11 protein-coding genes are annotated in these 15,017 nt (G+C 44.1%); 2 read left to right on the top strand and 9 right to left on the bottom strand.

The window, feature by feature from the left end; genetic code table 11:
• Nucleotide 1: 1 nt before the first annotated feature.
• Together asnB and G496_RS0108835 are read right to left on the bottom strand one after the other, a co-directional pair.
• Nucleotides 2-1,957: an asparagine synthase (glutamine-hydrolyzing) gene (gene asnB, locus G496_RS0108840; RefSeq protein ID WP_027178967.1), complete on the bottom strand. Its 1,956-nt coding sequence runs from the start codon at nt 1,955-1,957 to the stop codon at nt 2-4.
• Between the two features lie 3 nt (nt 1,958-1,960).
• Nucleotides 1,961-2,965 (bottom strand): KpsF/GutQ family sugar-phosphate isomerase, encoded by a 1,005-nt coding sequence (locus G496_RS0108835; RefSeq protein ID WP_027178966.1) that lies wholly within the window; start codon nt 2,963-2,965, stop codon nt 1,961-1,963.
• Between the two features lie 365 nt (nt 2,966-3,330).
• Between G496_RS0108835 and mnmM the strand changes: the two genes are divergently transcribed.
• Complete coding sequence (gene mnmM / locus G496_RS0108830; protein WP_034632885.1) at nt 3,331-3,903, top strand: tRNA 5-(aminomethyl)-2-thiouridylate-methyltransferase MnmM; 573 nt, start codon at nt 3,331-3,333, stop codon at nt 3,901-3,903.
• A gap of 206 nt (nt 3,904-4,109) precedes the next feature.
• Here the strand turns inward: mnmM and G496_RS19255 are convergent, their stop codons facing one another.
• The 7 genes from G496_RS19255 to G496_RS0108795 form a co-directional block, all read right to left on the bottom strand.
• Nucleotides 4,110-6,047, bottom strand: a complete 1,938-nt coding sequence (locus G496_RS19255) for an N-acetylneuraminate synthase family protein (RefSeq protein ID WP_156900623.1) — start codon at nt 6,045-6,047, stop codon at nt 4,110-4,112.
• A 265-nt stretch (nt 6,048-6,312) separates the two neighbouring features.
• Nucleotides 6,313-9,192 carry a glycosyltransferase gene (locus G496_RS0108820; protein WP_027178964.1) on the bottom strand — a complete coding sequence of 960 codons (2,880 nt, stop codon included), beginning with the start codon at nt 9,190-9,192 and terminating at the stop codon, nt 6,313-6,315.
• 311 nt (nt 9,193-9,503) lie between these two features.
• Nucleotides 9,504-10,184 carry a phosphocholine cytidylyltransferase family protein gene (locus tag G496_RS0108815; RefSeq protein ID WP_027178963.1) on the bottom strand — a complete coding sequence of 227 codons (681 nt, stop codon included), beginning with the start codon at nt 10,182-10,184 and terminating at the stop codon, nt 9,504-9,506.
• A gap of 16 nt (nt 10,185-10,200) precedes the next feature.
• Complete coding sequence (locus G496_RS0108810; RefSeq protein ID WP_027178962.1) at nt 10,201-11,376, bottom strand: CDP-glycerol glycerophosphotransferase family protein; 1,176 nt, start codon at nt 11,374-11,376, stop codon at nt 10,201-10,203.
• 635 nt (nt 11,377-12,011) lie between these two features.
• Nucleotides 12,012-13,109 (bottom strand): DegT/DnrJ/EryC1/StrS family aminotransferase, encoded by a 1,098-nt coding sequence (locus G496_RS0108805; RefSeq protein WP_027178961.1) that lies wholly within the window; start codon nt 13,107-13,109, stop codon nt 12,012-12,014.
• A complete protein-coding gene (locus G496_RS0108800; RefSeq protein ID WP_027178960.1) occupies nt 13,102-13,518 on the bottom strand; it encodes a sugar 3,4-ketoisomerase in 417 nt (138 codons plus the stop codon). Before G496_RS0108800 ends, G496_RS0108805 begins: the two co-directional genes overlap by 8 nt.
• Complete coding sequence (locus tag G496_RS0108795; protein ID WP_027178959.1) at nt 13,518-14,273, bottom strand: glycosyltransferase family 2 protein; 756 nt, start codon at nt 14,271-14,273, stop codon at nt 13,518-13,520. Before G496_RS0108795 ends, G496_RS0108800 begins: the two co-directional genes overlap by 1 nt.
• A gap of 371 nt (nt 14,274-14,644) precedes the next feature.
• Between G496_RS0108795 and G496_RS0108790 the strand changes: the two genes are divergently transcribed.
• Nucleotides 14,645-15,007, top strand: coding sequence for a response regulator (locus G496_RS0108790; RefSeq protein WP_027178958.1), 363 nt, complete (start codon nt 14,645-14,647; stop codon nt 15,005-15,007).
• The last annotated feature ends 10 nt before the right edge of the window (nt 15,008-15,017 follow it).

Below are 15,017 nucleotides of genomic sequence, written 5' to 3'. Positions count from 1 at the left end.
TCTACATCCAGTATCTCAGCCATGACTGAAATACCAGTATGTTCCATATCTTATACTGGGCATCGGTTTTTCCGGATAAATGATCTGCCCACATTTTTCTTATCGGTTCAGGATGCAGGTAACCCTCGTTCATCATTCTTACCGGATTAAGCAGATCTTCCACCCAGTCCCGGAGTGGTCCTCTAAGCCAGCTGTCGATCGGAATTCCGAATCCCATTTTAGGCCTTTCGATCAGACGCTGCGGTACATATTTATACAATATATCGCGTAAAATCTTTTTGCCTCTTCCATGCTGTATTTTTAAGGACATCGGCAAACGCTGGGAAAATTCAACAATTTCATGATCAAGAAACGGAGCACGGGTTTCAAGGCTCACAGCCATGGCGGCCCGGTCGACTTTTGTCATGATATCATCCGGCAGATAGGTTGCCGCATCCATGAACTGCATCCACTCGGTCAGACATGATGTTTCCGGCTGATTTACTGGAGACTGATATGGACCGGGGTGTTCCCAGCCGTTGATAACCAGTTTTTCAGGATCAAACCAGTTGGATGTAAGTTTCAGGTAGTAGTCTCTGGCAGACGCAGCTGTCATAACATCTGCAAGTTTATGAAGTTTTTGTCCGGGAAGCCTCATTTTAAGTTTACGCGGAAGGACAGGATCAATTATTTCAAAAAAAGCGTTCCACTCGTTTGCAGGGACTTTTTGCAGGCTTTCTGCTGTAAATTTGCGGATGCCCGGAGGGACGGATGCTAACTTATCCCATAAACCACATCCCTTGAAATGGCGGTTGTATCCTGCAAACAGCTCATCGCCGCCATCGCCGGAGAGGGCTACAGTGACGTGCTTTCTAGTCATCATCGAAACCAGATGGGTCGGAACCTGAGAGGCATCGGAAAATGGCTGGTCCCAGATTTTCGGAATTTTAGGGATTACGTCCAGAGCATCAGCCGGAGTCACATAAAGTTCGGTGTGTTCTGTGCCGATATATGCGGCCACTTTCGCGGCTTCTTCCGCTTCATTGTATGCTTTATCGTCAAATCCGATAGTGAAGGTTTTAACCGGAGCCAGAGCGCATTGCTGCATAAGGGCCACAATAAGTGACGAGTCCACTCCTCCTGAGAGAAAAGCACCGAGAGGCACGTCTGAAACCATTTCTCTTTCTATTACTTTGAGAAGAAGGTCTTCAAGGGTGTCTGTAATCTCGCCGCTGGAAGCTGTGAAGGAAAGATCGACTCCTTTTTGGGCGCAATCCTTGAGTGACCAGTAGCTGAAAGGTCCGCTCACCGTCCCGTCATAATCTACCCGTATCCATGTTCCGGGCATAAGGGAGGAAACCTTATTATAAATTGTTCCGGGGGAGGGAACATAATGATAGCGCAGGTATGAGCAGAGGGCGTCCCTGTTTATTTCCGGCTTGAAGCTCTCCAGCTGTCTGATCGCCTTAAGCTCCGAGGCAAAATAAAAAGTGTCTCCCTGTCTGCCGTAGAAAAGCGGTTTCTCACCCATTCGATCGCGGACAAGGAAAAGCTGCCTTTCCCTGCGGTCCCACAGGGCAATGGCAAACATGCCTGAAAACCTTTCAAGGCTTTTTTCAAGCCCCCACTGTTCAATTGCTTCCAGCAGCACCTCGGTATCTGAATGACCACGCCAGCCGTTGAAGCCTGCGGTTGTTTCCAGTTCCGAGCGCAGTTCGGCATAATTATATATCTCGCCGTTAAAGACGGTTACATATCGCCCGCTGCGGCTGTGCATAGGCTGAATGCCTTCTTCCGTCAGGTCGATGATTGCGAGCCTGCGGTGGTCAAAGGCTATTCCGATTTCCTGATCGACCCACTGGGCATCTGCATCAGGACCGCGACTTTGCTGGGATTTACCCATAAGCCCGGCACGCCTGCTTAATTCTTCACTGTCCAGAGAACGGGTGAGATCAATGAAACCGGAAATTCCGCACATTTATCAGCATCCTCTATGGCTTTCAGCAAACTTTAGTCGGCCTTTTCCGAGCAGATCATGCAGGTGTATCATGCCTACAACATATCCGCCGTCATCAATAACCGGGAGAACTGTGATCTGCTTTTCTTCCATTATATCCAGAGCCAGAGCCGCAGACATATCTGAAGAAGCCCGCATGGGCTTTGTTATCATGAATTCAGATGCCGGAGATTGCGGGTTGAAAACACCTTTGCAGACGATGCGCCTGATATCGCCGTCTGTAATTACTCCACTCAATCTTTTCTGGTCGTCAACCAGAGCCACAAGGCCTAGCCCTCCGTCATTGAGGACGGCCAGTGCTTCCGCCAGAGTTGATCCGTCCTTGGCGAATGGGATGTTATCAATGTGCATCATTTCGCTGACACATTTGGTGAGACGTTTTCCAAGTGCTCCGCCGGGATGGAATTTTTTAAAATCCTTACTGTCAAAATGCTTATAATCCATGAGGCAGACCGCAAGGGCATCGCCTGTTGCCAGAGCTGCGGTGGTGCTTGAGGTTGGTGCCAGACCGTAAGAGCATGCTTCACAGGGAACTTTAACCTGCACCACGATGTCTGAAAGACTGCCCATGGTGGAATCCCTGTTTGAGGTGAGTGAAATAATTTTTGTTCCGAAAGATTTAATAGCAGGCAGGACTGCATTTAGCTCATCGGTTTCACCGCTGTTGGAAATTGCGATGACGGCATCTTCTTTGCGAACCATGCCGAGGTCCCCGTGAGCTCCTTCCACCGGGTGCAGAAAAAATGATGGAGTCCCTGTGCTTGAAAGAGTTGCGGCAATTTTGCGGCCGACAAGTCCGGATTTACCGAGTCCGGTAATAATTACTCTGCCTGTGCAGGCTGCAAGTGTCGCAACGGCGTTTGCAAAATCTTCCCCGAGGCTTTCCCTGACCGAGGCAAGCCCTTTTTCTTCAATGCTGAGAACTTCCTTACCGCGGGCAATAAAACTATCAAGTTGTGTGTCTGTCATATTTTTAAATATTTTAATATCTTCTGCTTACAGAATAAGTTTTAAGTTTTGAAAAGAATAAGCTGTTTTAGACATTTTGTATTTTTTAAAATGAATCATTACATTCGCTCTTAAGTGATGGTGCCGAGATTATTGAGCAACCTGATTTTATCACCTGTATATACAATGTAAGGATAAACAGCAGCAAAAATAATTTAGCAATGGATACTACTCGCTTTATGAAATTGTCCACCTTGCCATAGAGGATAGTTTTCGGCCCGGCCTACGGGTGGTGTTTGAGTGAACTTCCGGCTTGAAATATCCTGATACCGGTATTAGTCATTTTTGCCGAGTATGTTTATAAATATTTAACTGATAAAAATAAAATGATCCTTACCAATATATTGAATCTTGCAAAGATGATCTGTTCCGAAGTCCTGAGTGAAGGCAGTATTGCTGTTGATGCCACGGCAGGCAATGGCTATGACGCTTTATACCTTTGCAATGCCGTTGGCGCTGGCGGGCATGTCTATGCTTTTGACGTGCAGGAGCAGGCTCTTGCCGCTACTGCCGAGCGTCTTGAAAATGAAGCTGAGTTTGCGAATTACACCCTTGTCCACGACGGGCATCAGAATATGTCCAGCCATATAAGGCCGGAACATAAAGGGCACATCTCCGTAGTCATGTTCAATCTCGGTTTTCTGCCCGGAAGTGACAAGAGCATAGTTACCAGAGCAGAAACAACCATCCCTGCGGTTAAAACGTCTTTGGAGCTGCTGGCTTGCGGGGGAATCACCGCTGTTGCCGTTTATACCGGGCAGGATGGCGGCAAAGAGGAAGAAAAAGAAATCCGTTCATTTTGTGCCGGGCTTGATTATCATAAATTTAAAGTTCTTGAAGCTGAAATAATCAACAAGCCGGGATTCCCGATTAAATTATTCTGCATGGAGAAAGTATAAGCTTTCCTTTGCAATGAAGTCGTTATCCATCCCTGTTTTCAGACTGGCAGGCTGTTTCAAAATATCCCTTGTTGAGGTTGGCTCTCTAAAGAGCAATGGCTGGTAGGTGTGATTTTATTAGCCTGAAGTCATTTCGATCAGGCTCCAGCGGTATAAATTGTCAGATTTTTAATTTAAAGTTTCTTATGGCTTAAGTTGTGTGGAGCTTAGAAGTACTGCTCAAGCTTTTCAAGAGCCAGCCAGAACCCTTCACCCTTGTTTTTATGACCCTGCCATATCTCGGGTATAAAACTGACTCCCGGTGAGAGCTTTGCCATAAGTTTTGAAAGCTGTGAGAAATCAATCGAACCGTCCCCTATCTGCAAGCCTTCGCCATCCAGACCTTCAGCATCGGCCAGATGGTAATGTGATGTGTGCGGGGCTGTTTTAGAAATGAATTCTCTAAACGACCATTTGAAATAGTTACAGGCAAGCTGGGAATGGGAAACATCCAGACATATTTTTATGCCTTCACTTTCGCAAAGCGTTTTTATTTCGTCAGCTTCAACCATGATATTGTGATAACGCTGCCCGCCGAAATGCCATGGAAAAGGCGGCATGGTCTGCGGAAGAATTTCGTACTTATCAGAGCGCAGCTCATCAAGACTTCTTTTAAAGTTGGCAAGCAGTTCTTTTCTGCGTTTAAGGTCAAGAAACGCATGGTCAGAGAACCCGCCTATGTTGGTAACAATTCTCGGAACAGAGTTTCTGGGGAAATACTTTTTTAACCTTAAGGCTATTTTGGTCACTTTCCTGAATTCGTTCATGGAAAAAAGTCTATAATCTTCGTCCGGTGAACAAAGGTCCAAAATGTGGTCCCCTGCGAACAGCTCCGGGCTGTGAACGACAAAATCCAAGTTACTTTCAGCATTGAAAAAATCATCTATATTTAGTTCAAGGTCTTTGTAGCTGAGATGAAATTCCAGAAAGTCCATGTTCGAACATGGTGAAAGCTTTTTCCAGTCATGAAAACGGACCGGGATCCCCCATGGCTGGGGGAAAGTGTAATTCTTTGCTCTGCAAGCTGTCATTTCTATATCCGAGGGGTAGAAGCAGTCGCTGGTTTTTATTTCCCTGTTGGATACAGTGCCGATAAGCTCTGCTTTTTTATAAGGAGGAAGTCCCTTCCCCGGACTGCGGACAGCAATCATTTCTCCCGTAATTACTGTACCCTTGGGTACATCGCAGGCTGCAACCAGACTTTTAGCGAGGTTTTCTCTGTTGATCATTTCTCCCTGTGAGATGGAGCGGTCTTGAAATTCGTCACCTAATGATTCTTCAATAGTTCTTATCGCCAGAACCATTTCTGCAAATTCATCAGGAATAAGGCTGACTTTATGGTCGTTGCCCTCCATGTTTCTATCAAGGGTAAAATGCTTTTCAATCACCTTGGCCCCGAGTGAAACAGCGGCAAGCGGAACGTAAAAACCGCGTTCGTGTCCTGAATAGCCAACGTGACATTCTCCGAATCCCTGTAATTTTTTCATATAATGCAGGTTTAAATCCCGGAACGGAGCAGGATATGTGGAGTTGCAGTGCAGCAGTATAAACTGCGCTCCTTCGGCTTTAAGAACGTTTACAGACGCAATAATTTCCTGTTCGGTAGACATCCCTGTTGAGCAGATCATGGGTTTATGTGTTGCCGCAATAGTGCGCAGCAGATCGTGGTTGGTGAGGTCGGCCGAAGCAACTTTGAAAGCAGGCATCCCATAATCATCCAGAATCTTAACACTTACTTCATCCCAAGGAGTGCATAACGGCTCAACTCCTTTTGCCCTGCAATAGTCAAAAATCAGCAGCATATCTTTAGTTGAAAGCTGCTGCTTTTCCAGCAGATCCAAAGTGTATTGTGTTCCCAGATCTGCGCTGGGGTCATTGGAATTGCCGCAGTTGGAATAGAGTGATTCCATATCCCGCATTTGAAATTTCACACAATTGGCTCCGGCACTGACAGCTTCATCCACGAGTTTATATGCCAGTTCAATGCTGCCGTTATGATTGTTGCCTATTTCAGCTATCAGAAAAGCGGGACTTTTATCATTTATCGTAAAGTTACCGATTGAAATATCACGGCGTTTAGAAAAGGATTCGGCTATGAGATTCATTTTATTATCAATAATGGGAACCGTGTGAATACTCTTTCCCCGGTTTTGAGCTTTGTCAGAGCATCTCTCACAGTTGCCTGACGGTTGATTGTATATTTCATAAAGTTGCTGTTTATGCTCATTGGTCTCTCTGTTTTCAGTCAATTAAAGTCTGTTTTTTGCCGTTGACATCGGCTGATATTTAGAATGTTGCAATGCGTGAAAAACGCATGGATTTGTTTATTATTGAAGATATTTTAACCATTAACAAGTTTTTTGCTTATTCCTAAATCTTCGCAGTGTGTTGAGCGTCATTAAAAATTCCAAGCAGGATTTCACGCCATCTGCCGACATGCTGTTCACGGGAGAAACAGTTCCAGTATTTTTGTTTTGCATTTTCTGAAAATCTATCAAGTTCTTCCGGATTTTTTGCCAGATAGATGATCTTTTCTGCGAGATCATCCGGGGTATCAATGGAAAACATTAACCCTGTTTTTCCTTCTTCGATAAGCTCTGGAACTCCGTTTACCTTTGAAGCCACTGAAGTTCTGCCGAGAGCCATAGCTTCCAGTATTGAAAGCGGCAGAGCTTCTTCTCTTGATGGCAGAGCCAGCAGATCACCTGCGTAAAGGTATTCCAGTGCATTTTTTCTGGGACCGATAAATTCGACCCTGTGTGAATAACTTTTGCCTTTGCTTGCCGCCACAATCTCCGGACCGTTACGGTTATCAAGGATAGGGCCGACAAAAGTCACTTTTGCATTGGGGACTTCTTTTAGAATATTTTCCATCTGAGCCAGCAGAATGTCCTGTCCCTTGCGGCGTTGTACGCTTGCAAGGCAGATTATATTGAAGTCATCAGGGTCAAGGCCGAGCTTTTGCTGAATCCCTTCTCTGGAGTGGGCGGTTATGCTTTCAAGCTCACTTTCACGGATACAATTAAGTATGTCTATCCAGTGCAGATTTTTAAGTTCAGGTATGCTTTTCCACTGCTCGGCAACTGTTCTGGATACACTTATGTTATATTTATAATTTTGCAGAGCTTTTACAAAAGCTGGAAGAGTTCCTGCATCGGTTATTTCTCCACTGTAATGATGGGGAGAATTATGATGCATGAACAGTTTCGGGCAGTCAAAATCAAGCCCGAGTTCCATAAGGTATTTATGTGGATAGATTCTGATACCTTCGACTATCACCAGATCGGCTTTTCCGTTGATTTCCCGGCATGGAGTGTGTTTGCCTTTAAGCAGTTTGTTTCCCACCGGTGCTTTGCGAATGGTTGCCACAATGTCAGGCCAGTCGGCTTTATTCTTTTTCATCAGCGGCAGATGCTGTTCGGCAAATTCGGCGATGCCTTCAGGTAGAGCTGTTGTCAGTGGGGTGACTATAGTTACTCTGAACTTATCACTGTTGCAGAGCAGTGCTCCAAGGGTCATTATTTTTGCCTGCGAGACTCCGTTCATCCCTCCTTCCGCAAAACTGAAAGCATTACTGACGTACCAGATATGTTTTCTGTCGTCTTTAGGTGTTTCAGTATTTACCGAAGCTGAGCGCTGGAGCCGCTTGCAATTAGTCTTTTCCGCTACTTCAGGCAGACCGGTTTGCACTTGAAGGTCAAAAAGTTTTTTCCACGCCTCCTCAGATTCAGGAGAGAAGAGCACCGCCCCTTCAAGCATGCCGAGGGAAGTGCTTTGAGCAACCTGCTGATCGGACTGGATGCAGAGGCAGCTGGATATGAAACTGTTCAGTTTTTTGTTTTCCTGACTTATGGAAAAGAAGAGTGAAGCTACAGTATAAGCAGCTTGAAGCAGCCCTTTTGCAAGAAGTGTCTGTGCGAAGAGTATACCGCAGTCGATACTGAGCGGAAATTTGGAAAGCAGGGCGGCACTCAGATCAATAGCTTCATCAAACTGTCCGGCTGCAACCAGCTTACTGACAATTCCTGTAGTCTGTCCGAACATTGCGGCAATTTTGTTTTCAGGTCCTTTGCCAGCTTCGGTTCCTGCAAAATGTTTTTTGAATACCGGGAAGTTGGCGGCAAGTACTGCCAGAATCCTTTCCTTAAATTCCTGCAACTGTTTTTCAGCTGCATGGTCCGGGTTTGAAATTCTGACCGGAGCTGCTGAATTTTTGGGAACAATAGTCAGTTCATCGCGGACCAGTGACGGTGGAATCAGGTTGCCGGTCTGTATTTCTTCCTTGCAGCTCCTTAGTCTGGAAGCATCATAAATATCAGGGTGAAGACTTATAATTTGTTTTTTTACCGCAGTCTCTTGGGCTTTATCGATTCTCACCTCATTTCTGCTGAAAAACAGCGGCTCCTCAAGCTGGGTTCCAAACCAGCCATTTTTTGTGGCCCTTATCCAGAATTCCCAGTCCATAAGCCCGTGGATCATTCTTTCATCATAGCCTTTGATATCCTTCCACATGGCTCTGCGATACAAAGTCGTCTTTGGCAGTTGATTCGTAACCAGCTCTCTGACGGGATCAAATTTTTCTTTGGGCCGGACTATATTTTTTTCGCCAAAGAATAGGGTCTTGGTGCTTACATACCCAAGATCTTTGTTTTTTTGCAGAACGGGGACAGTCCTTTCCAAAAATTCGGGGGCAATAAGATCGGCTGCATCAATTGGAAGGATGAATTCACCTTTGGCTACTGTTACGGCCCGGTTATGCGGCTGCACTAAGCCCATATTCTGCTGATTATAGTACCTGATTCGCTGCTCGGGATAGTCTGCCAGCAACTGCTGAATGACGTCAGGGGTATTATCCGTGCTGCCGTTGTTAATGATAATTATTTCAATGTGAGTGAAAGTCTGCATGAGAATACTCTCAATGCACTGCCTCAGGTGTTCACCATGATTGCAGCAGGGGATGATAACAGAAGCGACAGGCTTCTCTGAAGACGGCTCCATTATTTTACCCTGTGACATGTGCTGGCTGATAATCCAGTTCGCCAGTGTTTCGGATTGGCCTTCAAATTGAAGAAAATTTACAATACTGCGGTAAAGCCGCTTGTTCTCTTTTGAGGCGGTATCTTCATCTTCGAGCATTTTTTCCAGAACTTTGAGCCTGATTGTTTTTTCTTGAGAATCTGCATCGGAAGCTTCGTTAAGGTTCAGCAGATCTTTGGTAAGTGTCTCGGGAAATTTTGTTTCAGTGTCCATTGTTTCTCCAAACTTATCTGCTTATAATCTATGTAAATTAATCCAACTAATGGATTCTGATAATTGTCTGTTAAAAACGAAGCCGCAAATTTATATTTTAAGTCGGGCTTAGACTGTCCTTTACGCCGGATTTCACCATTACTGCGAAGTCCGTGACTTCTTTCGTTTTTACCGTTTTTTTGTGCAGATTTTTGGCATAACGGCAATAGAATGACGGTCGGTTTTAATTTGTAATAGGTCTGTAAAAGTATTTACGGAACGCCCTTTAAAGTCGCAGGACGCTCCGTTATTCTTTTAAAAACATGAATGAACTAACCTGCTGTTGTAAATGCTTTCTGGGCAGAAACCCAGTCTTCTTCAAAATCAACTTCGATGCACTTGTGGTCTGATATATCCACAGGTTTGAAAAGGACATTCTTTTCAATAAGAAACTCCATTCCCATTTCAAAGTAGTCTTCATCAACACATTTATCGAGAGCTTCCACAAAGGCACTTAAGTCCTGCTTGCGGATGAAGTTGATTCCAACCGCTTCGCCTTCAGCATTTTTAACCTGCTTGGATATCTGGTTGACAAAGCCGTCACTGTTGAGGGTGTATTTTACTTCTTCCTCACCGCAGTTTTTGGTGTCTACGCAGATCAGGTTTTCACCTCGTGCGTCCAGAACCTGTTTTAAAATTTCTTTATCAAAGACAACATCTCCGTTCATCCAGAGAACGTCATCATCCAGATATTTAAGTGCGCTGTGAAGGCTTTTGGAAGTATTAGTGATGTAGTAGTTCGGGTTGTACCTGTAATAGACTTCAGGAAACTGTTCCATGATCAGAGTCATCTTAAATCCGACCACGATAATAATTTCCTGAACACCCAGCTCACGCATGATTCTGATCTGCCTGCCGAGTATTGTCTCTCCGTATGGAAGAACTGAGAGAGATTTTGGAAAAGGTCTGCTTAAACGGCTGCCTATGCCTGCTGCAAGGATCACTGCTTTCATTTTTTGCTCCCTGTTTTTAAAGATAATGGGCGATAATATGTTCACCAAGCCTTTCGGCTGAATTACCATCAATATGGCTGAAAGATTTTTCGCGCAGCTCTTTACGCTGCTTTGAATATTCGTCGTTACCCTTAAGAAGGATATCCTCAAAAGCGGTATAGAGACTGTCTTCATCTTCAACTTTCAGGCCCGGGGTCATCTCATCAAAATCAAACAGCAGTTCTCTGTTTTTTGAAATGTAGTCTTCAAAGTCGTAAGGATAAAAAATAATCGGCTTATCAACCAGCAGAAAATCAAAATATACTGAAGAATAGTCAGTCAGCAGAGTATCACAGAGACTGAGCAGAGGGTATGCGTCTGTTTTAGGATCAACTATTTCTATATTCGGCGGCAGTGCAACTTTATCAATGCTCAAATATGGATGAAGTTTGCATATAAACATTATGTTGTTTTGCTGGCAGAATTCCGAAAGACGCGGGATATTTATCGCACCGTCTTCAAAAGGGCCACCGCCGTTATCGCGGAATGTCGGCATGAAGAAGACCGTTTTACCGCCAGATTTTCTGAATTTAACCAGTTTCGCATAAAGGGCCGAATCCGTATTGATCATATCCAGTTTTGTGGGACGGCGCATAAGCACATCGTTTCTGGGGTATCCGCTTTCCACAAATTCTTCAGCCTTAAACGCCCGGCCGAAAGCATGCTCGGTAAAAAACGGTGAGGTTGATACAACTGTTTTATAGCCGGAATAGGCGAAGGAAAGATATTCTGCCTTCTCAGGATTCATATTAACACTTGAGTTTATTTCCGGGAACCCTATGGCTTTTAACGGCACACCATGCCAGAGTTGAAGGATTTTGGCTTCTGACATCAGCGCCCACAGCGTCGGCTGGGTTTTCCATGAAAAATCATCACAGACCACAATTCCGGCACTTGCCATGATTGTTCCGGCCTCTTCATTATTGACCCACATTGCCTGAAGTCCCATCTTTTTCAGCTCTGCCGCAGCCCTGCGGTCAAAGGAAATATAAATGCAGTTAAGCTGTTTAACTTTTTGGGCGCAGTGCAGAAAGAAATATTTAACATTATCAATGAAACAGCCGTTTGATCTGCCGAAAAAAACAGCAAGGTTTTTCCTTTTGGGGATGGAAGAAACCATTTTTTTTATTTTATCTGTATCTTGATTATTCATGATTACCATTCAGTTTCAGGTTGATTGAAAAAGATTTATTAAAATTTATGCAAGAAACGGGCAAACCTGATTACCTGCTTCGCGCAAAATAATCTGAGCGTGTTTTAGTATCTTATTTTAAGATATTATGCCTCTTTTCAGGGTGAGTTAAAAGGAGGGCTTCAATCTTTGAACCTGTATGATTAGAGCTTGCCAGAAGGATAATTGTTAAAATTTAATAAATAAAAACAGTATATTGCTATTTGTCTGGCTATATATGACTCAAAAAACATGAAAATTTGCAATTGAATATTTCTTTCAGCCAGAGCCTTATTTTCTCTGAATGGGAGAGGATTTACTTTTTATCGCTAGAATTTCTACCCGGAAATTTTTCCAGCTCAGCTTTGGTGTATGCGGTAAATTTTGACAGTCTGGGGAATTGGAATTTTTAAAAAATGATTAAGTCTTATATTCATGGGTAGTTAAAAAGGCGGGATGAATAGATGTAATATCCGGAATTAAGCACTGTGTCATGAAGTTGACTGCTTTCAGGGCTGATTGTCTGGCTGCGAAATTTTTTTGGTGAGCAGGAAATATGGACGAGTTAGTGTAGAGTTATAAATAGGCCCACCGTAAGGCGGGCCTATTTTAGTTTATCAGCTGAAAAAATCTTTTATTACCGTGCAGACCTGTTGGACCTGTTCCGGCTTAAGGTGGGGTCCCATAGGCAGTGAGAGAACTTCACGATGAAGTTTTTCACTCACAGGCAGACTCAGATTTTGTTTATCTTTATATGCTCCCTGCTTATGCGGCGGTATGGGATAGTGAATCAGTGACTCAATGCCGTTTTCAGCAAGGTGCTTAATCAGGGCTTCACGGGCTGTGGTGCGGACTACAAAAAGGTGCCAGACCGGAATTGACCATTCAGGAACTTCAGGAAGAATAAGTGGTGTGTCCGCAAGTTCTTTAAGATAAATTGCGGCCAGTTCTTTTCTGGTCCAGTTCCAGTTGTCCAGTTTTTCCAGTTTGATTCTGAGGACCGCGGCTTGAATTTCATCAAGACGGCTGTTGAAACCGAGTGAATCGTGATGGTATTTTTTCTCAGCTCCGTAGTTGCCTATAACCTTAATCTTGGCTGCCAGCTCAGGATCGTTGGTCAGCACCGCTCCTCCGTCACCGAAAGCTCCCAGATTCTTTCCGGGATAAAAGCTGAAAGCCGCAGCATGTCCCAGAGAACCGGCCATACGGCCTTTGTAATAGGAACCGTGAGCCTGTGCGGCATCAGTCAGCACGAAAAGATTTTTACTCTCAGCGAACTCCATTATGGGGTCCATATCAGCGGTCTGTCCGTAGAGATGGACAGGTATCACAGCTTTAGTCTGCGGAGTTAAAGCCTCTTCCAGATTGTCTGGATTCATGTTGAAAGTCGATTCAAGCGGTTCTACCGGAACAGGATTGGCTCCGGCCCGTGTAACTGCAAGCCATGTGGCTATATAGGTGTTTGAAGGTACCAGTACATCGTCACCGGGACCGATACCGGCGGCACGCAGTGAAAGCTCAAGAGCATCTAAACCATTGCCCACACCGGTACATGATTTTGCTCCGGCATAATGGGCAAATTCTTTTTCAAAAGCAGCCAGTTCATCACCATGGATATACCATCCTGAATCAAGGACTCTTTTGACGGCTTCATCAATTTTCTTTGCAAGGGTTCTTCTGGTCCAGCCTACATCGAGAAATTTAATTTCAGTCATTTTTTCTTACAGCCTCCATGAAATCTGCGTAGGTGTAGTAGTAATCCATCGGATCGTAGTATTCCGAGGCGAGCACCAGACACACGGACCCTGAGGAGAAGTTTTCAAGTTCACGCCAGGTCATGGTGGGCACAAACAGTCCGTAATAGGAACGGTTTAGAGAAAACTTCTGCTTCCCACCTTTACCATCGTCAAGAATAACATCAAAACTACCGGATGCCGCAATAAGTAATTGCATTAATTTTTGATGGGCATGACCACCGCGGGTTTCTCCACCGGGTACGTCATACAGATAGTAGACTCTTTTTATATCAAAAGGAATATGTCTGCTGTTTTCTATGAAAGTCAGATTTCCGCGGTTGTCCTCAACCTTGGGAAGTTCAATTATCTGCGGCTTGGTAATATCCATTATTTACCTCCATCCTTATCAAGTTCGGCAAGTCTGATATATTTTTGAAAGGTATAGAAAAAACCGTGAATTGCAATGATCAGTCCGGCTTGTCCGTCAAGAAAGCCCTTTTGCAGAATGTATTGTTTAAGGAATTTACCAAAAGCGTGGCGGACAGCTTTTCCTGTTGAACCGCGTTTGCCGCGTGAGTAAAGGTCTTCCGCCGCGTCCTGAGTGTAATCGTTGATTTTTTCAAGATGATTGGCAAAGTTTTTATAGGGATAGTGGATTATATCCCCTGAAATTTCTCCGGCTTTGTTTATGGGCCGCAGCTCTTCGTGCGGTCTTATACCGCCTATTTTTATACCGTCATGGCGGTATATCCTGAAAAGTTTGTCAGGATACCATCCACTGTGCCTAATGAAGCGGTCAAAATACCAGGTACATCTGGAGCAGTAGAAGCCATCGACTTCACCGGGATTTTCAATTGCTTTAAGGATACTTTCCCGTAGTTCAGGTGAGATTATTTCATCCTGATCAATAGTAACCACCCACTTGGTTCCTATTTTAGTCAGAGCGAATTTATGCTGCTCTATGGCTCCGTTCCAGTCGTTATGGATGATTTCTGCGCCCTTATCTCTGGCTATTTCAAGAGTAGAATCATTGGACCCTGAATCTATGACCAGAATTCTGTTGCAGAAATTAAGACTCTCCAGACATTCCTTAAGAAGTCTCTCTCCATTATAAGTTAGAACAAGTCCTGTTATATCTGTCATTTATCTCGTTTTTGCTGTTAGCTGACCGTAAAGTTAAAAATAATAAGACCGCAAATCTTCTAAATAGTCTGATTGTTGTAGGTTTGGGTCTGGTTCTAGTCAAGTATGCTCGATTAATTATGCAGGCTGAAAATCTGCTGAGCAAAAAATTGCAGTATTATCGTGATTTTTTAAAGTGATAGTCAGCCACCCCGGAAGGGGCTGTTTCAGGGTGCTTTTAATAACCTTATACCATTTTAAACTTCCATTGAAGTGGATGCATTGCTTACCCTCGACTGAGGCTTAGTTTCAAGGTAAAGTATAGTCAGGAGCAGACTGATTTAATTCTGCAGATTGGAGAAAAATAAAATTCGGGAGTTTTTTTATCCAAAATGGCTGAAATAATTGTTCTGGATGATGTTCTTGATGCCGGAATTCTGCTTAAACGCATAATTGAGAGAATGGGGCATTCCGTGAGTGTTTTTTCCGAGGAGGAGGAAGCTCTGGATTATGTTGAGAAAAATACGGTTCTATTAGCCATTCTTGATATTAAATTGAAAAAAATGACAGGAGTTGAGGTCCTCGAAGAATTAAAAAAGCGTTCGCCTGAAACTAAGGTCATTATGTTAACAGGATACCCTACTCTTGAAACAGCAAGAGAAGCCGCCCTGCACGGTGCCGATGAATATCTGGTCAAGCCTGTTGGGAAAAAAGAAATTGAAGATAAAGTCAGAGAACTCCTCGCCAAGCGGTAACGCCTGAGGA

Source organism: Maridesulfovibrio bastinii DSM 16055 (genome assembly GCF_000429985.1).
GTDB lineage: Bacteria > Desulfobacterota > Desulfovibrionia > Desulfovibrionales > Desulfovibrionaceae > Maridesulfovibrio > Maridesulfovibrio bastinii.
Note: the sequence above shows the minus strand (reverse complement) of the source record. Positions and strands in the feature narration are given on the sequence as shown.

What these genes read in the sequence shown, in the direction of transcription:
- asnB (WP_027178967.1), bottom strand. Translation starts at nt 1,957, where the DNA reads ATGTGCGGAATTTCCGGTTTCATTGATCTCACCCGTTCTCTGGACAGT.
- G496_RS0108835 (WP_027178966.1), bottom strand. Translation starts at nt 2,965, where the DNA reads ATGACAGACACACAACTTGATAGTTTTATTGCCCGCGGTAAGGAAGTT.
- mnmM (WP_034632885.1), top strand. Translation starts at nt 3,331, where the DNA reads ATGATCCTTACCAATATATTGAATCTTGCAAAGATGATCTGTTCCGAA.
- G496_RS19255 (WP_156900623.1), bottom strand. Translation starts at nt 6,047, where the DNA reads ATGAATCTCATAGCCGAATCCTTTTCTAAACGCCGTGATATTTCAATC.
- G496_RS0108820 (WP_027178964.1), bottom strand. Translation starts at nt 9,192, where the DNA reads ATGGACACTGAAACAAAATTTCCCGAGACACTTACCAAAGATCTGCTG.
- G496_RS0108815 (WP_027178963.1), bottom strand. Translation starts at nt 10,184, where the DNA reads ATGAAAGCAGTGATCCTTGCAGCAGGCATAGGCAGCCGTTTAAGCAGA.
- G496_RS0108810 (WP_027178962.1), bottom strand. Translation starts at nt 11,376, where the DNA reads ATGAATAATCAAGATACAGATAAAATAAAAAAAATGGTTTCTTCCATC.
- G496_RS0108805 (WP_027178961.1), bottom strand. Translation starts at nt 13,109, where the DNA reads ATGACTGAAATTAAATTTCTCGATGTAGGCTGGACCAGAAGAACCCTT.
- G496_RS0108800 (WP_027178960.1), bottom strand. Translation starts at nt 13,518, where the DNA reads ATGGATATTACCAAGCCGCAGATAATTGAACTTCCCAAGGTTGAGGAC.
- G496_RS0108795 (WP_027178959.1), bottom strand. Translation starts at nt 14,273, where the DNA reads ATGACAGATATAACAGGACTTGTTCTAACTTATAATGGAGAGAGACTT.
- G496_RS0108790 (WP_027178958.1), top strand. Translation starts at nt 14,645, where the DNA reads ATGGCTGAAATAATTGTTCTGGATGATGTTCTTGATGCCGGAATTCTG.